The organism is Micromonospora olivasterospora (genome assembly GCF_007830265.1).
Classification (GTDB): Bacteria; Actinomycetota; Actinomycetes; order Mycobacteriales; family Micromonosporaceae; genus Micromonospora; species Micromonospora olivasterospora.
Map to the genome: position 1 here is coordinate 6,811,460 of NZ_VLKE01000001.1, position 18,822 is coordinate 6,830,281.

Annotated in this window: 14 protein-coding genes, 3 rRNA genes and 1 pseudogene; 7 read left to right on the plus strand and 11 right to left on the minus strand. The window is 70.3% G+C overall.

Features of this window, described 5'->3' with window-relative positions:
- Positions 1 to 22: 22 nt before the first annotated feature.
- The 5 genes from recN to JD77_RS30615 form a co-directional block, all read right to left on the minus strand.
- Positions 23 to 1,780: a DNA repair protein RecN gene (gene recN / locus JD77_RS30595; RefSeq protein WP_145777251.1), complete on the minus strand. Its 1,758-nt coding sequence runs from the start codon at positions 1,778 to 1,780 to the stop codon at positions 23 to 25.
- A gap of 172 nt (positions 1,781 to 1,952) precedes the next feature.
- The gene (locus JD77_RS30600) at positions 1,953 to 2,837 is read right to left on the minus strand and encodes an NAD kinase (RefSeq protein WP_145777252.1); all 885 of its coding nucleotides are present in this window, start codon (positions 2,835 to 2,837) and stop codon (positions 1,953 to 1,955) included.
- A 229-nt stretch (positions 2,838 to 3,066) separates the two neighbouring features.
- Positions 3,067 to 3,927, minus strand: coding sequence for a TlyA family RNA methyltransferase (locus JD77_RS30605; protein WP_145777253.1), 861 nt, complete (start codon positions 3,925 to 3,927; stop codon positions 3,067 to 3,069).
- A 19-nt stretch (positions 3,928 to 3,946) separates the two neighbouring features.
- A complete protein-coding gene (locus JD77_RS30610) occupies positions 3,947 to 4,192 on the minus strand; it encodes a hypothetical protein (protein ID WP_145777254.1) in 246 nt (81 codons plus the stop codon).
- A 28-nt stretch (positions 4,193 to 4,220) separates the two neighbouring features.
- On the minus strand, positions 4,221 to 4,865 hold the full coding sequence (locus JD77_RS30615; RefSeq protein ID WP_145777255.1) for a histone H1-like repetitive region-containing protein: 645 nt from the start codon (positions 4,863 to 4,865) through the stop codon (positions 4,221 to 4,223).
- 110 nt (positions 4,866 to 4,975) lie between these two features.
- Here JD77_RS30615 and JD77_RS30620 point away from each other — a divergent pair, with 110 nt between their 5' ends.
- The gene (locus tag JD77_RS30620; protein WP_145777256.1) at positions 4,976 to 5,314 is read left to right on the plus strand and encodes an SCP2 sterol-binding domain-containing protein; all 339 of its coding nucleotides are present in this window, start codon (positions 4,976 to 4,978) and stop codon (positions 5,312 to 5,314) included.
- An 81-nt stretch (positions 5,315 to 5,395) separates the two neighbouring features.
- Here JD77_RS30620 and JD77_RS30625 read toward each other — a convergent pair whose 3' ends face one another.
- Positions 5,396 to 6,421 (minus strand): HAD-IIA family hydrolase, encoded by a 1,026-nt coding sequence (locus JD77_RS30625; RefSeq protein ID WP_145777257.1) that lies wholly within the window; start codon positions 6,419 to 6,421, stop codon positions 5,396 to 5,398.
- On the minus strand, positions 6,418 to 7,374 hold the full coding sequence (locus tag JD77_RS30630) for a Replicase polyprotein 1ab (RefSeq protein WP_246141367.1): 957 nt from the start codon (positions 7,372 to 7,374) through the stop codon (positions 6,418 to 6,420). The genes JD77_RS30625 and JD77_RS30630 overlap by 4 nt, the downstream gene beginning before the upstream one ends.
- On the opposite strand from JD77_RS30630, the gene JD77_RS30635 reads away from it, so the two are divergent.
- Positions 7,333 to 9,069 carry a hypothetical protein gene (locus tag JD77_RS30635; protein ID WP_145777258.1) on the plus strand — a complete coding sequence of 579 codons (1,737 nt, stop codon included), beginning with the start codon at positions 7,333 to 7,335 and terminating at the stop codon, positions 9,067 to 9,069. The genes JD77_RS30630 and JD77_RS30635 overlap by 42 nt on opposite strands.
- A gap of 91 nt (positions 9,070 to 9,160) precedes the next feature.
- Here the strand turns inward: JD77_RS30635 and rrf are convergent.
- From rrf to tyrS, 4 genes are all read right to left on the minus strand, one after another.
- A 5S ribosomal RNA gene (gene rrf / locus JD77_RS30640) occupies positions 9,161 to 9,277 on the minus strand.
- An 85-nt stretch (positions 9,278 to 9,362) separates the two neighbouring features.
- Positions 9,363 to 12,474, minus strand: a 23S ribosomal RNA gene (locus JD77_RS30645).
- 368 nt (positions 12,475 to 12,842) lie between these two features.
- Positions 12,843 to 14,358, minus strand: a 16S ribosomal RNA gene (locus JD77_RS30650).
- Together the 16S, 23S and 5S rRNA genes form the textbook arrangement of a ribosomal RNA operon.
- A 638-nt stretch (positions 14,359 to 14,996) precedes the next feature.
- Entirely contained in the window at positions 14,997 to 16,283 is a 1,287-nt protein-coding gene (tyrS, locus tag JD77_RS30655; protein ID WP_145777863.1) for a tyrosine--tRNA ligase, read from the minus strand.
- 109 nt (positions 16,284 to 16,392) lie between these two features.
- On the opposite strand from tyrS, the gene JD77_RS30660 reads away from it, so the two are divergent.
- From JD77_RS30660 to JD77_RS30675, 5 genes and pseudogenes are all read left to right on the plus strand, one after another.
- Positions 16,393 to 16,776, plus strand: coding sequence for a PaaI family thioesterase (locus tag JD77_RS30660; RefSeq protein WP_211372880.1), 384 nt, complete (start codon positions 16,393 to 16,395; stop codon positions 16,774 to 16,776).
- Between the two features lie 192 nt (positions 16,777 to 16,968).
- A pseudogene (locus tag JD77_RS34950) lies at positions 16,969 to 17,316 on the plus strand (divalent metal cation transporter); the annotation flags it as partial.
- Positions 17,317 to 17,456: 140 nt separating this feature from the next.
- Entirely contained in the window at positions 17,457 to 18,089 is a 633-nt protein-coding gene (locus JD77_RS34955; protein WP_281292155.1) for a divalent metal cation transporter, read from the plus strand.
- Positions 18,086 to 18,466, plus strand: a complete 381-nt coding sequence (locus JD77_RS30670) for a hypothetical protein (protein WP_145777260.1) — start codon at positions 18,086 to 18,088, stop codon at positions 18,464 to 18,466. Before JD77_RS34955 ends, JD77_RS30670 begins: the two co-directional genes overlap by 4 nt.
- On the plus strand, positions 18,453 to 18,770 hold the full coding sequence (locus tag JD77_RS30675; protein ID WP_145777261.1) for a PRC-barrel domain containing protein: 318 nt from the start codon (positions 18,453 to 18,455) through the stop codon (positions 18,768 to 18,770). The genes JD77_RS30670 and JD77_RS30675 overlap by 14 nt, the downstream gene beginning before the upstream one ends.
- Positions 18,771 to 18,822 lie beyond the last annotated feature (52 nt).

An 18,822-nucleotide genomic window follows, 5' to 3' on the forward strand; every position in this document is an offset into this window, starting at 1 on the left:
TTGCGCTCACAATCGCCCGCGGTCAGGGCCGCCGCTCCCGAGCCGCCACGGCCAGTAGCTCCTCCGCGTGGGCGATACCCAGATCCGAGTCCGGCAAACCCGCCAGCATCCGGGCCAGCTCACGGGCCCGCTCGGTGTCCTCCACCACCCGCACCCCGCTCGTGGTCACCGCGCCGCCCGTGTCCTTCGCCACCACGAGGTGCCGGTCGGCGAACGCGGCCACCTGCGGCAGGTGGGTGACCACCAGCACCTGGTGGCTACGGGCCAGCCGGGCCAGCCGGCGGCCGATCTCCACCGCCGCCTGGCCGCCGACCCCCGCGTCGACCTCGTCGAAGACCAGGGTGGGCGGGCCGCCCGACCCGGCGAACACCACCTCGATGGCGAGCATCACCCGGGACAGCTCACCGCCGGAGGCGCCCCGCTGCAGCGGCAGCGCCGGGGCGCCCGGGTGGGCCAGCAGCCGCAGCTCCACCTCGTCGCCGCCGTCCGGGCCCACGCCGACCTCGACGCCGTTGACCGGCAGGCTCGGCTCGGCCCGGCCCGCCGGCCGGGGCAGCACCGCCACCTCCACCCGGGCGTGCGGCATGGCCAGCCCCGCCAGCTCGACGGTGACCTGCTCGGCGAACCGGGTCGCCGCCTCCTGCCGGGACACCGACACCCGCCCGGCCAGCTCGGCCACCTCGGCGGCCAGCCGGGACGCCTCCCGGTCCAGCTCGTCGAGCAGGTCGTCGGACGTGTCCAGGTCGGACAGTCGGGTGCGCGCCCGCTCCGCCCAGGCGATCACCCCGTCGACGTCGTCGGCGTACTTGCGGGTCAACGCCCGCAGTGCCGCCCGTCGCTCGTAGATCGCCTGCAGCCGCGCCGGATCCGCGTCGAGGGCGTCCAGATACGTCGACAGCTCCGCGGAGACGTCGGCGACCAGGGTCGCCGCCTCCTCCAGCCGGGCCGCGAGGTCGCCCAGGGACGCGTCGGTGCCGGCCTGCGCCTCCAGGGTGCGTCGAGCCAGCCCGAGCAGCGAGGTCGCGTCCGGCGTCTCGTCGGTCGGCTCCGCGCCGCCGGCCACGCACTGGTACGCCGTCTGTGCGGCCGTGCGCAGCCCCTCGGCGTGCTCCAGGCGCTGCGCCTCCGCCCGCAGCTCGTCGTCCTCCCCCGGCTGCGGGTCGACCCGGCTGATCTCGTCCAGCCCCAGCCGGAGCAGGTCGGCCTCCTGGTTGCGCTGCCGGGCGTTGCGCCGCCGGTCGGCCAGGTCGTCGACCACCGTCCGCCACCGCGTGTGCGCCTCCCGCAGCGCCTCGAGCAGCTTCTCGTGCTCCGGGCCGGCGAACCGGTCCAGCGCGGCCCGCTGCTCCGCCGGGCGCAGCAGGCGCAGCTGGTCGGACTGGCCGTGCACCGCCACCACCTGCTCGCCGACCTCGCCGAGCATGGCCACCGGCATGCTGCGCCCGCCGACGTGCGCCCGGGACCGCCCCTCCACCGTCACCGTGCGACTCAGCAGCAGCGAGCCGTCCTCGTCGGGCTCACCGCCGGCGTCCGTCACCCGGGCGTGCACCGCGGCGGCCACCCGGCCGTCGAGCCGCAACCGCCCCTCGACCACCGCCCGGCCCGGCTCCGCCCGGACCCGGCCCGCGTCGGCCCGGCCGCCGAAGAGCAGGCCGAGACCGGTGACCACCATGGTCTTGCCGGCGCCGGTCTCGCCGGTGATCACGTTCATCCCGCCGGCCAACGGGAGAGTCGTGTCCTCGATGACGCCCAGTCCGGTGATGCGCAGCTCCTCCAGCACAGCACCCGACACTAGACGCGGGCCCCGACAGTTGACCAGCCGGCGCGGCCGGGGCGCGGTGACGTCCGTGCCGACCGGCCCGGCCCGCGTCCGGCGCGGACCCGACCGTCAGCGCCGCCCCGCCGCCGGGGAGAAGCCACCAACCTGCGGCCGGCCGGCGGAAGAGCCCCGCTCACCTGCGGCCGCCCCGCCAGCCGTGGACCGGCAGCCCGAACTTCGCCACCAGCCGGTCGGTGAACGGCCGCGCCCGCAGCCGGACCACCCGCACCGGCAGCGCGCCCCGGCGCACCGTCACCCGGGCCCCGGGCGGCAGGTCGTAGACGCGCCGCCCGTCGCACGAGAGCACGGCGAGGGTGGTGAACGGGTCGACCGTGATGGAGAACGTCGAGGTGGGCGCGGTGACCAGCGGTCGGCTGAACAGCGCGTGCGCGCTGATCGGCACCAGCAGCAGCGCCTCCACCTCCGGCCACACCACCGGCCCGCCGCCAGAGAACGCGTACGCGGTGGAGCCCGTCGGGGTGGCGCAGACCACGCCGTCGCAGCCGTACCGGGACAGCGGCCGGCCGTCGACGTCCACGAGCAGCTCCAGCATCTGGGCCCGCTCGCCCTTCTCGACGCTGATCTCGTTGAGCGCCCAGGACTCGATCGTCGGGCCGCCCTCGAACTCCGCGGTCACGTCGAGGGTCAGCCGCTCGTCCACGGTGTAGTTGCGCCCGACCACGTCGCGCACCGCCACGTCCAGATCGTCGATCTCCGCCTCGGCGAGGAAGCCGACCTTGCCCAGGTTGATGCCGAGCAGCGGAGCCTTGGCGGGACGCGCCAGCTCCGCCGCCCGCAGGAACGTGCCGTCCCCGCCCAGCGCGAAGACGATCTCCGCCCCCTCGGCGGCCTCCAGACCCGTCACCGGCACCACACCGGGCAGGTCCAGGTCCTCCGCCTCCTCGGCCACCACCCGCACCTCGAACCCGGCGGCGATGAGGTCCGCCGCGACCGCCCGGGCGTGCTCGGTGCTGCGGCGCCGGCCGGTGTGCGTCACCAGCAGCGCGGTACGGCTCACCGGGCCCGCCCGCCGTTCGCGACCGCAGCGCCCGCCAGCCTCGCGAGCTCACTCCTCGCACTCACCGATGCCGCCTTCCGTTCGTGACTGCGGGGCTCGCAAGCTCACTCCTCGCACTCACCGATGCCGCCTTCCGTTCGTGACTGCGGGGCTCGCAAGCTCACTCCTCGCACTCACCGATGCCGCCTTCCGTTCGTGACTGCGGGGCTCGCAAGCTCACTCCTCGCACTCACCCTGCCACCTCCTCCGTGGCCGCGTCCGACACGTCTCCGGACGGGATCGGACCCTGCGGGCCGGCCGCCACGACGGCCCGCACCCGCTCCGGGTCGGCCGCCGCCGCGCCCCGGCGTAACCATACGAAGAACTCCACGTTCCCGCTCGGCCCCGGCAGCGGGCTCGCCGTCACGTCGGCGAGGCCCAGACCCAGGTCGGTCGCCGCGGCGGCCACGTCGAGCACCGCCTCGGCGCGCAGCGCCGGGTCCCGCACCACGCCGCCCGCGCCGACCCGCTCCCTGCCCACCTCGAACTGGGGCTTCACCATCAGCGCCAGGTCGCCGTCGGCGCTGGTGCAGGCCGCCAGGGCCGGCAGCACCAGCCGCAGCGAGATGAACGACAGGTCGGCGACCGTCAGGTCCACCTGCCCGCCGATCACCTCCGGGGTCAGCGTGCGGACGTTGGTGCGCTCGAGAACGCGTACCCGCTCGTCGTTGCGCAGCGACCAGGCGAGCTGCCCGTAGCCAACGTCGACGGCGACCACCTCGGCGGCGTCGGCGCGCAGCAGCACGTCGGTGAACCCGCCGGTCGAGGCGCCGGCGTCCAGGCAGCGCCGGCCGGCCACCCGCAGCCCGCCCGGGGCGAACGCGGCCAGCGCCCCGGCCAGCTTGTGCCCGCCCCGGGAGACGTACTCGGAGGTGGGGTCGGCGCCGGTGACCAGCAGCGGGTCGGCGGGATCGACCAGCGCGGCGGCCTTGCGGGCCTGGACCCCACGCAGCTGGACCCGGCCGGCCTCGACCAGCGCGGCGGCCTGCTCCCGGGATCGGGCCAGGCCGCGGCGGACGAGTTCGGCGTCGAGCCGGTTGCGACGTGCCATGGGGTGGTTCTCCGGTGGGTCAGGACTGGTCGATGGTGGCGAGGGTCTCCCGCAGCGTCTGGTACGCCGCCTCGTACTGCGGGATCTGGTCGGCCGGGGAGAGCGCCTCCGCGTTGGCCATCGCCCGCACGGCGGCGTCGACCGCCGGGTGACGGGCGTCCTCGACGTCGCCGACGGCGGCCGGCCGCGGCGGCGCGGGCCGGGGACCGGGCGGCGGCACGGGCCGCGCGCCCGGCGGCGGCCCCGGCCGGAACGGGGCGCTCACCGCCCCCCTCCGAGCACCGCGGGCGCGCTCACGCCGCGCCGCCCGGCTGCTGCCTGCGGCCCGGCGCCTTCTTCGCCGGCCGGGTCGGCTCCGCGCCGGGCGCTCCGTCCTCGGTACGGCTTATCGTGGCGGGCGGCCTCCGGGCGATCGCCTTCTTGGCCACGGTCTTCTTGGCCACCGCCTTCTTGGCCACGGTCTTCTTGGCCACCGCCTTCTTGGCCACGGTCTTCTTCGCCACCGCCTTCTTGGCCACGGTCTTCTTCGCCACGGTCTTCTTCGCCACCGTCGCGGACCCGGGCGGCGTCGCCGGCTCGGCGGTTCCCGTCGCGGGCCCGCCGGAGGGCGCTCCCCCGCTCGCGGCGGGCGGGCCGGCCTTGGCCTCCCGGAGCTGGCGCTCCAGCTCGCGCACCCGGCGGGTCAGCTCGGCCACCTCGTCGGCCGTGGCCAGCCCCACGACGCCGAGCGCACGGTCCACCTCGAAGCGGACCAGCTTGGTCAGCGCCTCCCGGTTGGCCAGGCCGGTGGACAGCAGTTCCTCGGCGAGCGCCTGGATCTGGGCGGCCGTCGCCCCGCCGGACCCGACCGCCCGGCGGACCACCTCCCGGGCCTTCTTCCGGGGCGCCTCCGTCAGGCCCATGGCCAGTCCGAGGTAGGCGCGCCACGCGTCCTGCATGCCTGAGTCCTTCCACGGGTGGGATCTGCAGGTGCCACGCTACCGGGCCCCCCGCGCCGCCCATTGCGGTACGGTGCCGGGAACGGGCGTGGCGTGCGTGAGGAGACGATGTGGCCAGCGTGGACGAGTGCCGGCAGGCGTTGCAGGAACTGGCCGGCCGGCTGGAGCGCAACGCCGAGACCGTACGGGAGCACGTCGACCTGGACCGGACCCTGGCCTGCCGGATCACCGACCTGGACACCGCGTTCCACGGCCGCCTCGCCGACGGGTGCCTGGTCGACCTGGCCGACGGCGACGACCCGAAGGCGAAGATCGCCCTGAGCACCAGCAGCGACGACCTGCTGGCCCTCGTCCGTGGCGAGCTGGACATCACGCGCGCGGTCGCGTCCAGGCGGGTCTCGATCAAGGCGAACCCGTTCGACCTGATGAAGCTCCGCAAGCTGCTCTGAACACGGCCGCGACGGTGCGGTCGAATCTGGACCCGGCCGCGACGGTGCGGTCGAATCTGGACCCGCCCGCGACGGTGCGGTCTAGGCGTCAGCCGGCCAGGCCGAGGGCGGCCAGGGCCGCGCCGGCCCCGGCGAGGCGGGCCGCACCCGCGGACCAGCCCCGGCGGCCCAGCCGACGGCGCAGAGCGCCGCGAGGGCGTCCAGGGTCCGGCCCGCCCCGGCCAGCTCCAGCCCGCCGTCGCGCACCGTCACGGACCAGCCGCCCGTCTCCGCCGCGCCGGGCACCCGCACCGCGGCCGCCGGGTCGAACAGCCCGGCCAGGTCGCAGGACACGTACGTCGGGCGGCGCTGCGGCGGGGCGGCGAGCAGCTCGGGCACGTCGCTGACGCCGGTCAGCACCAGCAGGCTGTCGAGGCCGGCGCGGCGCGCCCCCTCGATGTCGGTGTCCAGCCGGTCGCCCACCACCAGGGCGCGTCCCTGTCCCGCCCGCCGGGCGGCGGTGCCGAACAGCGCCGGCTCGGGCTTGCCGACCACCACGTCGGGCTCCCGGTCCAGGGCGGTCCGCAGCACGGCCACCAGGGACCCGTTGCCCGGTAGCGGGCCCCGCCCACTGGGCAGCGTCCGGTCGGTGTTCGTGGCGATCCACAGCGCGCCGGCCCGCACCGCCAGGGACGCCTCGGCCAGCTCCGCCCAGCCGACCTGCGGACCGTACCCCTGCACCACCGCGGCCGGGGACTCGTCGGCGCGCGACACGGGTCGCAGCCCCACGGCGGCGATCTCGGCGCGCAGCGCGTCCGCCCCCACGACCAGGACCGCGGCCCCGGCGGGCAGCCGGTCCCGCAGCAGCTCGGCGGAGGCGGCCGCGGACGTCAGCACCTCCTCCGGGCGGGCGGGCACACCCATCCCGGTGAGCAGGTCGGCGACCTCACTGGAACGGCGCGAGGCGTTGTTCGTGGCATAGACGACCGCCCGCCCCTCCGCATGCAGCCGGCCGACCGCCTCCACGGCGCCGGGAATCGGCCGGTCGATCAGGTAGATCACCCCGTCCAGGTCGAAGACGACCAACGAGTACCCGTCAACCAGCCGACCCCCGGCGTCCCGCGTCACCGCTGGTCCGCGCCCGAGGAGCGGGAGTCGGCGGGCCGCTCCGAGTCAGTCGTTTCCGACTCCGCGCCCGCCGGCTCCGCAGCCTCCGCACGGGTGGCGGCCGCGTCGTCGGTCAGCTCGTCGGCGGCCAGGTCGTCGGCGTACCCGCCGTCCCGGTCACCGTCCTCCTCGCCGCCAGCCGCCGCCGGCCCGTCGACGTCGTCCCGGCCCCGCTCGTCGGGGTGCGCCTCGTCCTCGGTCGCCGGCCGGTCGGCTAGGCCCGTGAGGTCGGCGTCCGGCTCGGCCGGCACCGCGCCCGGGGTGCCCGGCCCGGCGGCGATCTCCTCCGGCTCCTCGTCCTCGTCGCCCTCGATCAGCACCCCGTCGAGCTCCAGCAGCCGCTCGGCGGCGTCCGTCTCGCCCTCGGCGTCGACTTCGGCAGCCCGGGAGAACCACTCCCGGGCCTCCTCGCGCCGGCCCACGGCGAGCAGCGCGTCGGCGTACGCGTACCGGAGCCGACCGGCCCACGGCTCGGTCGCCTCGTTGGTCAGCTCGCGGACCTGGAGCATCGCCACGGCGGCGTCCTTCTGGCCCAGGTCACCGCGCGCCCCGGCGGACACGATCAGCAGCTCGATGGCCACGGACTTGTCCAGCTTCTCCCGGTCGGCACCCCGGAACAGGTCGATCGCCCGCTCCGGGCGCCCCAGCGCCCGCTCGCAGTCCGCCAGGACGGCCAGGTGGCTCTGCAGCCCGGTCATCCGGTGGTACGTCCGCAGCTCGGCGATCGCCGTCTGCCACTCCCCCGCGTGGTACGCGGCCAGCCCCACCGCCTCGCGGACGGCGGAGATCCGGGACGCGAGCCGACGGGCGGCCAGCGCGTGCGCCAGCGCCTCCGCCGGGTCCTCGTCGATCAGCTGACCGGTCGCGACCAGGTGCCGGGCGACGGTCTCCGCCACCGGCTTGGCCAGCGACAGCAGTTCGGCGCGGACGGTCGAGTCCAGGTCGGTCGCGACGATCTCGTCGGGCAACGCCGGAGCGTCCGGCCCACGGTCAGCCCCGGCCGTCTCGGCCCGTTCCCGGCGGTCCTGCGGAGCGCCCTCGCGGCGCCGCTCGTCGAAGCCCCGGCGCTCACCCTGACCGGGCCGCTCACCGCGGAACCCACCCTCACGGCGCTCACCGCCCCGGAAACCGCCCTCGCGGCGCTCACCGCCACGGGAACCGCCGTCACGGCGCTCACCGCCGAACCCGCCCTCACGCCGGTCGCCACCGCGGAAACCGCCGCCTTCGCGGTCGCCACCACGGAAACCGCCCTCACGGCGCTCACCGCCGCGGAACCCACCGTCGCGGTCCCCGCCACGGAAACCGCCCTCACGGCGCTCACCGCCACGGAAACCGCCGCCTTCGCGGTCGCCACCACGGAAACCGCCCTCACGGCGCTCACCACCACGGAACCCACCGTCACGGTCACCGCCACGGAACCCACCCTCGCGGTCACCACCGCGGAAGCCGCCCTCACGGCGCTCACCGCCACGGAAACCACCGTCACGGTCGCCACCGCGGAACCCGCCCTCACGGCGCTCACCGCCACGGAACCCACCATCCCGGTCGCCACCGCGGAACCCGCCCTGGCGGCCCTCACCATCCCGGCGGTAGCCGCCCTCGCGACGCTCACGGAAGCCACCGTCACGCGGGCCATCACCCTCGCGGCGGAAACCGCCCTCACGCGAACCCGAGCGGAAGCCGCCCTCACGGCGCTCGCCGCCGAACCCGCCCTCACGCCGGTCGCCACCGCGGAAACCGCCGCCTTCGCGGTCGCCACCGCGGAACCCGCCCTCACGGCGGTCACCGCCACGGAATCCACCGTCACGGTCACCGCCACGGAAACCGCCCTCACGGCGCTCACCGCCACGGAAACCGCCGCCTTCGCGGTCGCCACCACGGAAACCGCCCTCACGGCGCTCACCACCACGGAAACCGCCCTCACGGCGCTCACCGCCACGGAAACCACCATCCCGGTCACCGCCCCGGAACCCGCCCTGGCGGCCCTCACCATCCCGGCGGTAGCCGCCCTCGCGACGCTCACGGAAGCCACCGTCACGCGGGCCATCACCCTCGCGGCGGAAACCGCCCTCACGCGAACCCGAGCGGAAGCCGCCCTCACGGCGCTCGCCGCCACGGGAGCCACCCTCACGGTCACCACCGCGGAAGCCGCCCTCACGGCGCTCGCCGCCACGGGAGCCACCCTCACGGTCACCACCGCGGAAGCCGCCCTCACGGCGCTCGCCGCCACGGGAGCCACCCTCACGGTCACCACCGCGGAAGCCGCCCTCACGGCGCTCGCCGCCGCGGAAGCCACCCTCACGGTCACCACCGCGGAAGCCGCCCTCGCGGCGGTCGCCGCCGCGGAAGCCACCCTCACGGGTGTCACCGTCACGCCGGAAGCCACCACCGGCAGGCCGGGCGTCGTCCCGGGAGCGGAAGCCGCCCTCGCGGCGGTCACCGCCGCGGTAGCCGCCATCCCGGCCACCGCCGTAACCGCCGCGCTGATCGCGCGACCGGTCGTCGCGGTCGCCACGGTACGGCTGGCGGTCGTCGCGACGTGGCGCGCCGCCGCTCCGCTCGGTTCGGTCTTCGTAACGACGGGGACGGTCTCCGTCCCGCGGTCCTGAACTCACAGGTACATCCTTCCTGATTGCACCGCGACCGGCGCTACGCAGTCGAGGGCCGACCCTGCTGGGGCGGCCCTCGACTGGAAAGAATGTCCGGCGGTGTCCTACTCTCCCACACCCTCCCGAGTGCAGTACCATCGGCGCTGGAGGGCTTAGCTTCCGGGTTCGGAATGTAACCGGGCGTTTCCCCTCCGCCATGACCGCCGTAACACTATCGACATATCAAACAACACCAAAAACATGGTCTGCTGTTCGCTTGTCGGGAATCACACAGTGGACGCGTAGCACCTTTGATAATCAAGTCCTCGGCCTATTAGTACCGGTCAACTCAACCCGTTACCGAGCTTACATCTCCGGCCTATCAACCCAGTCGTCTAGCTGGGGGCCTTACCCCCTCAAAGAGGGGTGGGATACCTCATCTTGAAGCAGGCTTCCCGCTTAGATGCTTTCAGCGGTTATCCCTTCCGAACGTAGCCAACCAGCCGTGCCCCTGGCGGGACAACTGGCACACCAGAGGTTCGTCCGTCCCGGTCCTCTCGTACTAGGGACAGCCCTTCTCAAGTATCCTACGCGCACGGCGGATAGGGACCGAACTGTCTCACGACGTTCTAAACCCAGCTCGCGTACCGCTTTAATGGGCGAACAGCCCAACCCTTGGGACCTGCTACAGCCCCAGGATGCGACGAGCCGACATCGAGGTGCCAAACCATCCCGTCGATATGGACTCTTGGGGAAGATCAGCCTGTTATCCCCGGGGTACCTTTTATCCGTTGAGCGACACCGCTTCCACATGCCAGTGCCGGATCACTAGTCCCGACTTTCGTCCCTGCTCGACCCGTCAGTCTCACAGTCAAGCTCCCTTGTGCACTTGCACTCAACACCTGATTGCCAACCAGGCTGAGGGAACCTTTGGGCGCCTCCGTTACCCTTTAGGAGGCAACCGCCCCAGTTAAACTACCCACCAGACACTGTCCCTGAACCGGATAACGGTCCGAAGTTAGATACCCAAATCAACCAGAGTGGTATTTCAACAATGCCTCCACCCATACTGGCGTATGGACTTCACCGGCTCCCACCTATCCTACACAAGCTAATTCAGATACCAATGTCAAGCTATAGTAAAGGTCCCGGGGTCTTTCCGTCCTGCCGCGCGTAACGAGCATCTTTACTCGTAATGCAATTTCGCCGGGCCTGTGGTTGAGACAGTGGGGAAGTCGTTACGCCATTCGTGCAGGTCGGAACTTACCCGACAAGGAATTTCGCTACCTTAGGATGGTTATAGTTACCACCGCCGTTTACTGGCGCTTAAGTTCTCCGCTTCGCCCCCAAAGGAGCTAACAGGTCCCCTTAACGTTCCAGCACCGGGCAGGCGTCAGTCCATATACATCGAATTACTTCTTCGCATGGACCTGTGTTTTTAGTAAACAGTCGCTTCCCCCTGCTCTCTGCGGCCATACAACGCTCCACCCGCAAGGGGCTTCACGTCTCCGGCCCCCCTTCTCCCTAAGTTACGGGGGCAATTTGCCGAGTTCCTTAACCACAGTTCGCCCGATCGCCTCGGTATTCTCTACCTGACCACCTGTGTCGGTTTGGGGTACGGGCCGCTCAGAACTCGCTAGAGGCTTTTCTCGGCAGCATAGGATCACTGACTTCACCTGAATCGGCTCGGCATCACGTCTCAGCCCACATGTGCTGCGGATTTGCCTACAGCACGGCCTACACGCTTACCCCGGCACAACCACCGGCCGGGCTCAGCTACCTTCCTGCGTCACCCCATCGCTTGACTACTACCCACCAGGATCCCACGCTCCCCACCCTCAACCCGAAGGTCTTGGATGGCTTGGGTGGTTAGCACAGCAAGGTTCATCAGGGACGCTCTTTCGCGGGTACGGGAATATCAACCCGTTGTCCATCGACTACGCCTCTCGGCCTCGCCTTAGGTCCCGACTCACCCAGGGCGGATTAGCCTGGCCCTGGAACCCTTGGTCATCCGGCGGAAGGGTTTCTCACCCTTCATTCGCTACTCATGCCTGCATTCTCACTCGTGCCGCGTCCACGACTAGGTCACCCCGTCGCTTCACCCCCGGCACGACGCTCCCCTACCCATCCACACACCTGCACCAGATATCAAGACCTGGCGAAGTAAAAATGTGAATGCCACAGCTTCGGCGGTGTGCTTGAGCCCCGCTACATTGTCGGCGCGGAACCACTTGACCAGTGAGCTATTACGCACTCTTTAAAGGGTGGCTGCTTCTAAGCCAACCTCCTGGTTGTCTATGCGACCCCACATCCTTTTCCACTTAGCACACGCTTAGGGGCCTTAGCTGGTGATCTGGGCTGTTTCCCTCTCGACTACGAAGCTTATCCCCCGCAGTCTCACTGCCGCGCTCTCACTTACCGGCATTCGGAGTTTGGCTGATTTCGGTAAGCTTGTGGGCCCCCTAGACCATCCAGTGCTCTACCTCCGGCAAGAAACACACGACGCTGCACCTAAATGCATTTCGGGGAGAACCAGCTATCACGGAGTTTGATTGGCCTTTCACCCCTAACCACAGGTCATCCCCCAACTTTTCAACGTTGGTGGGTTCGGCCCTCCACGCGGTCTTACCCGCGCTTCAGCCTGCCCATGGCTAGATCACTCCGCTTCGGGTCTAGAGCATGCGACTCAAACGCCCTATTCAGACTCGCTTTCGCTACGGCTCCCCCACACGGGTTAACCTCGCCACATGCCACTAACTCGCAGGCTCATTCTTCAAAAGGCACGCCGTCACCCCGCAAGGCTCCGACGGATTGTAGGCGAACGGTTTCAGGTACTATTTCACTCCCCTCCCGGGGTACTTTTCACCATTCCCTCACGGTACTCGTCCGCTATCGGTCACCAGGAAGTATTTAGGCTTACCAGGTGGTCCTGGCAGATTCACGGCAGATTACAGGAGTCCGCCGCTACTCGGGAACACCCACAGAAGACCAGCCACTTTCACCTACCGGACTCTCACCGCCTACGGTCAGCCTTCCCAGACTGTTCGGCTAGCAACTGGCTTTGTAACTCCTCAGGTGGTTGTCAGCCCACCTCGCAGGGTCCCACAACCCCGACCACGCAACCCCTGACAGGTATCACACGCAACCGGTTTAGCCTACATCCGCTTTCGCTCGCCACTACTCACGGAATCACATGTTGTTTTCTCTTCCTACGGGTACTGAGATGTTTCACTTCCCCGCGTTCCCCCCATACACCCTATGTGTTCAGGTGCAGGTGACATCACATGACTGATGCCAGGTTTCCCCATTCGGACACCCTGGGATCACAGCTCGGTTGACAGCTCCCCCAGGCCTATCGCGGCCTCCCACGTCCTTCATCGGCTCCTGGTGCCAAGGCATCCACCGTTCGCCCTTGACAACTTGACCACAAAGATGCTCGCGTCCACTGTGCAATTCTCAACAAACGACCAACCCACAACCCACAGCCCCACACCAGCCCGACACACGTCGACGGTATGCGAGACCAGGCCATGCCTGGCAGCCCCCAGAACTCACGTCCTGGCCAAGGCTCCGAAAGAAACAACCCACGGTTGTTCCTTCAGGACCCAACAGGGTGCTATCCATCCTCCCCAGCCGCACCACAACCAACCGTTCCACACCACCGAAGTGGCCGTACCAGGCGTCGTAGCCGTTGCCAGGATCGAACTCACCAGTGTCTCCGCCATCGAGCACCCCGACCCGACATTCGCAGGTCGCGGGCTCCATACCGTCCTTCGACGGATGGTGCTCCTTAGAAAGGAGGTGATCCAGCCGCACCTTCCGGTACGGCTACCTTGTTACGACTTCGTCCCAATCGCCAGCCCCACCTTCGACGGCTCCCTCCCTTACGGGTTGGGCCACCGGCTTCGGGTGTTGCCGACTTTCGTGACGTGACGGGCGGTGTGTACAAGGCCCGGGAACGTATTCACCGCAGCGTTGCTGATCTGCGATTACTAGCGACTCCGACTTCACGGGGTCGAGTTGCAGACCCCGATCCGAACTGAGACCGGCTTTTTGGGATTCGCTCCACCTCACGGTATCGCAGCCCATTGTACCGGCCATTGTAGCATGCGTGAAGCCCTGGACATAAGGGGCATGATGACTTGACGTCATCCCCACCTTCCTCCGAGTTGACCCCGGCAGTCTTCGATGAGTCCCCGCCATAACGCGCTGGCAACATCGAACGAGGGTTGCGCTCGTTGCGGGACTTAACCCAACATCTCACGACACGAGCTGACGACAGCCATGCACCACCTGTCACCGGCCCCGAAGGACCCCCCATCTCTGGAGGATTTCCGGCGATGTCAAACCCAGGTAAGGTTCTTCGCGTTGCATCGAATTAATCCGCATGCTCCGCCGCTTGTGCGGGCCCCCGTCAATTCCTTTGAGTTTTAGCCTTGCGGCCGTACTCCCCAGGCGGGGCGCTTAATGCGTTAGCTGCGGCACAGGGAACCGGAGAGGCCCCCCACACCTAGCGCCCAACGTTTACAGCGTGGACTACCAGGGTATCTAATCCTGTTCGCTCCCCACGCTTTCGCTCCTCAGCGTCAGTATCGGCCCAGAGACCCGCCTTCGCCACCGGTGTTCCTCCTGATATCTGCGCATTTCACCGCTACACCAGGAATTCCAGTCTCCCCTACCGAACTCTAGCCTGCCCGTATCGACTGCAGGCCCGCAGTTGAGCCGCGGGTTTTCACAGTCGACGCGACAAGCCGCCTACGAGCTCTTTACGCCCAATAAATCCGGACAACGCTCGCGCCCTACGTCTTACCGCGGCTGCTGGCACGTAGTTGGCCGGCGCTTCTTCTGCAGGTACCGTCACTTGCGCTTCGTCCCTGCTGAAAGAGGTTTACAACCCGAAGGCCGTCATCCCTCACGCGGCGTCGCTGCATCAGGCTTCCGCCCATTGTGCAATATTCCCCACTGCTGCCTCCCGTAGGAGTCTGGGCCGTGTCTCAGTCCCAGTGTGGCCGGTCGCCCTCTCAGGCCGGCTACCCGTCGTCGCCTTGGTAGGCCATCACCCCACCAACAAGCTGATAGGCCGCGAGCCCATCCCAGGCCGAAAAACTTTCCACCACCAGCCATGCGGCCAGCAGTAATATTCGGTATTAGCCCCCGTTTCCGAGGGTTATCCCAAAGCCTAGGGCAGGTTGCTCACGTGTTACTCACCCGTTCGCCGCTCGAGTACCCCGAAGGGCCTTTCCGCTCGACTTGCATGTGTTAAGCACGCCGCCAGCGTTCGTCCTGAGCCAGGATCAAACTCTCCAACAAAAACTTGGAAAATCATCCTGACAACAAAAATGTTGCCAAAGGAATCCACACCAGCCGAACCAAAGCTCGACCAGCGCGGGGGTAAATCATAATTGGCACTGGCTTATCAAGCACCCTGTTGAGTTCTCAAAGAACAACCACACACCAACCAACAACCCCCCATCAGGAGGACCACCAGCCGGGGCATCTCGTCCCGCACCCGCCGCTCCCGCGCCGGGCACTTTTACTACGTTACCCGCCGGTTTCCGCCCTGTCAAACCGGAACCTCCCGATCTGACCCGCTTCCACCCGAATCACGGGCGCCATGGACACGAAACGGCTGCCGCCGTATTTGCTCCATGACTTCCGGCAGGCCGGCCGCCGCGGTAACCCGCAAGGCCGCCCGGTTCCCCACCGGCGATGAACCATACCCGGTCGGCTCCGCCCCGCCAAATCCACCCTCCGGTGGATCCGGGGCCCCGCCCGGCCGGGTCCGCGAGGTGCAACCCCGCGACCCGGAAGCCCATTCCCGCGCCCGGCCTCCCAGGGCTTTCGCCCCGTTTCGTCCGTTCCGCGCTGGCAGTAGAAAAGTTACGCCCCCGCCGGATTGATCGTCAAATCCGGCGGGGGCGTCCCGCGTCACACGTCGCCGTACGGCCCTATCCGCGCAGCTCCACCCCGGCGAACGACTTCTTGCCGCGGCGCAGCACCAGGTACCGGCCGTGCAGCAGGTCCTCCGGGCCCACCGTCGCGTCGACCTCGGCGATCCTGCGGTTGTTCACGTACGCGCCGCCCTCGGCGATGACCCGCCGGGCCTCCTTCGTGCTCGGGACCAGGCCCGACTCCTTCAGCAGGCCGGCCACGTCGGGCAGTTGGGCGACGTGGACCAGGCCGGCCTCGGTGAGCGCGGCCCGCAGCGTCTCCGGGGCGAGGTCGTCCAGCGAGCCGCGGCCGAAGAGCGCCTGGCTGGCCACCACGGCCTGGGCCATCTCGCGCTCGCCGTGCACGAGCGAGGTCAACTCCTCGGCGAGGGCCCGCTGGGCGAGCCGGGCCTGGGGACGCTCGGCCGTCTCCTTCTCCAGGTCCTCGATCTCCTCCCGCGAGCGGAAGCTGAAGTAGCGCAGGTAGCGGGTCACGTCCCGGTCGTCGGCGTTGAGCCAGAACTGGTAGAACGCGTACGGGCTGGTCAGCTCCGGGTCGAGCCAGACCGCGCCGCCCTCGGTCTTGCCGAACTTGGTGCCGTCGGCCTTGGTCACCAGCGGGGTGACGAACGCCTGCACCGGGCCGGCGCCGCGGCGGCGGACGAAGTCCACGCCGGCGGTGATGTTGCCCCACTGGTCGGAGCCGCCGAACTGGAGCTGGCAGCCGTGCCGGCGGTGCAGCTCGTAGAAGTCGTTGGCCTGGAGGAGCTGGTAGCTGAACTCGGTGAAGCTGATGCCGCTCTCCAGCCGGGCCTTCACGACCTCCCGGGCCAGCATCTTGTTCACCGGAAAGTGCTTGCCGACGTCCCGGAGGAACTCGACGACCGACATCTCGCCGGTCCAGTCCAGGTTGTTGACCAGGTGCGCGGCGTTCTCGCCCGTGTACGAGACGAAGGGCGCGAGCTGCTCGCGGATGCGGGCCACCCAGCCGGCGACCACCTCGGGCGGGTTGAGCGACCGCTCGGCGCTCTCCTTCGGGTCACCGATCTGCCCGGTGGCCCCGCCCACGAGCAGCAGCGGTCGGTGCCCCGCGAGCTGGAGCCGGCGGGCGGTGATGACCTGCATGAGGTGGCCGACGTGCAGGCTGGCCGCCGTCGGGTCGAAGCCCACATAGAAGGTGGCGGCGCTGCCGTCGAGCAGCGCGCGCAGCTCGTCGGGGCCGGTCGAGTCCTGGATCAGGCCGCGCCACCGCAGGTCTTCGGTCAGGGAGTCCCGCCCGGACGGCGGGGGGCTGCTGTCGGTCACGGTCACCGATTCTCCCCCATCGCCGGGGGTGGGCCGCACCCGGTTTCGCTCTGAGCACTGCCGTTAGGCTGGGCCCGCTGCGCGGACGCGAGGAGGAGCCGTCGTGGAGATGTCGAACCTGACCGGTGGGTTCGTGGCCCTGCTCGGCCTCGAGTTCGACGAGGTGGGTGGAGACAGGGTCGTCATCCGGTGGCGGGTCCGCCCCGAGCTGCACCAGCCGTACGGGATCCAGCACGGCGGGGTGTACTGCGCGGTGGTGGAGACGGCGGCGAGCATCGGCGGGGCGCTCTGGCTCGGCGACAAGGGCCGGGTCGTCGGGGTGTCCAACCAGACGGACTTCCTGCGCGCGGTTCGCGAGGGCGAGCTGACCGCGGTCGGCACCCCGGTGCACCGGGGCCGCAGCCAGCAGCTGTGGCAGGTGGAGATCGCCGACGAGGCGGGGCGGCTGGTGTCGCGGGGGCAGGTCCGGCTGCAGAACCTCGCCCCCGCCTGAGCATCCACCGGATGCCCGGTTCCGGGCGAAAACGGCGGTTTCACCGGTTAGGGTCGCGGCGATGAGACGACCCGACCCGCATCCGGCGTGAGGAGGCTCCTCGCCGCCACGCTCGGCATCCTCTCCGCCGTGGGCGGCTTCGTGGACGTCGGTGACCTGGTGGCGGCGAGCCAGGCGGGCGCCCGCTTCGGCATGGCGCACGCCTGGGTGTTGCTGCTCGGGGTGGTCGGCATCTGCGCGTACGCGGAGATGGCCGGGCGGATCGCGGCGGTCAGCGGGCGGGCGGTGTTCGACCTGGTGCGGGAGCGGCTGGGGCCGCGGGTGGCGCTGCTCAACCTGGTGGCGTCGTACCTGGTGACCGTGCTGACGCTGGCGGCGGAGCTCGGCGGGGTGGCGCTGGCCCTGCAGCTGGCCTCCGGGCTGAGCTACCTGATCTGGGTGCCGGTCGCCGCCCTCGCGGTCTGGCTCGTGCTCTGGCGGGTCGGGTTCCAGGTCATGGAGCGGGTGTTCGGGCTCGCCGGGCTGGCCCTGGTGGTGTTCGCCGTGGCGCTGCTCTGGCTGCCGACCGACTGGGCGGCGCTGGGCCGGGGGTGGTGCACGGCGGCGCGGCGGGACACGGCTGGGGGGCGTACTGGTTCGTGGCGGTGGCGCTGTTCGCCTCGACGGTCAGCCCGTACGAGGTGTTCTTCTTCTCCTCCGGCGGGGTGGAGGAGCGCTGGGGCAGTGCGGACCTGGCCAACGCCCGGTCCAGCGTGCTGGTCGGCTTCCCGGTCGGCGGGTTTCTCGCCCTGTCGCTGGTCGCCACCGCGGCGGTGGTGTTCCACCCGGAGGGGGTGACGCTGGACTCCCTCGCACAGGTGGCGCACCCGGTGGTGCTCGCGTTCGGGGGCGTCGGCCTGGCGGTGGCGGCGCTCGCGTTCTTCGCGGTGACCTTCGGCGCCGCCCTGGAGACCGGGCTGTCGGCCGCGTACGCGGCGGCACAGTACTTCGGCTGGCAGTGGGGCAAGTGGGTCCGGCCGCGGGAGGCGGCCAGGTTCCACAGCGTGCTGCTGGTCAGCGTGCTGCTCGGCGTGCTGATGCTGCTCACCACCGTCGACCCGATCCAGCTCACCGAGTACATGCTGGTGCTCAGCGCGGTGGTGCTGCCCCTGACGTACCTGCCGATCCTGATCGTGGCGAACGACCGGACGTACCTGGGCGACCGGGTCAACGGCCGGCTGGTGAACCTGCTCGGGTCGGTGTTCCTGCTGGTGATCGTCGTCGCGTCGGTGGCGGCGATCCCGCTGGCGGTGGCGACGGGGATGGGACGGTGAGACTCCAGCTCGGCGGCCGGCTGCTGGACCGGCAGATCGTCGACCGCGACGGGCTGCTGGTGGGGAAGGTGGACGACGTCGAGTTCGCCGCGGACGCCGACGGCGTGCCGTACGTGCACGCGCTGCTGACCGGGCAGGTGGCGCTGGGACAGCGGATCGGCGGGCGGATCGGGCGGCTGCTGGTGGCGGTGGCGGAGCGGTTCGCCGAGGACCCGCCGGCAGGCCCGCTGCGCATCCCGTACGAGATGGTGGATCGGGTGGACAGCGCGGTGCGGCTGCGGGTGCCGCTGGACGAGCTGCCCTGCTCCCCCGTCGAGACGTGGCTGCGCCGGCATCTGATCGAGCGGATCCCGGGGGCGGGCCGTGCGAGCCGGTGAGCTGCTCGGTCGCACGGCGTACGACCCGCAGGGCCGGCGGCTGGGGCGGGTGGTGGACCTGGTGGTGCGCGGGGGGCCGGACGGGCGGCTGCGGCTGACGGACCTGGTGGTCGCCCGGCACTGGTACAGCCGGGTGAGCGGGCGGCTGATCGGGGCGGAGCGGCACCCGTCCGGGCCGTGGCTGATCCGCGGCGTGGCCGGGCTGCTCGCCCGAAGCACCCGGCAGGTGCCGGCCGACCTGGTCCGGCTGGTTCCCCCGGTGCCCGGTTTCCCGTCCGGCCCGCCGGGCGGCGGCCCGGACTGAGCCGTCGTTCGCCGACCGCCGCCGGGGCCGCGCCGCCGGCCCGGACCAGCCG

What these genes read in the sequence shown, in the direction of transcription:
- JD77_RS30605 (WP_145777253.1), bottom strand. Translation starts at nt 3,927, where the DNA reads ATGGCACGTCGCAACCGGCTCGACGCCGAACTCGTCCGCCGCGGCCTG.
- JD77_RS30615 (WP_145777255.1), bottom strand. Translation starts at nt 4,865, where the DNA reads ATGCAGGACGCGTGGCGCGCCTACCTCGGACTGGCCATGGGCCTGACG.
- JD77_RS30660 (WP_211372880.1), top strand. Translation starts at nt 16,393, where the DNA reads ATGTCGAACCTGACCGGTGGGTTCGTGGCCCTGCTCGGCCTCGAGTTC.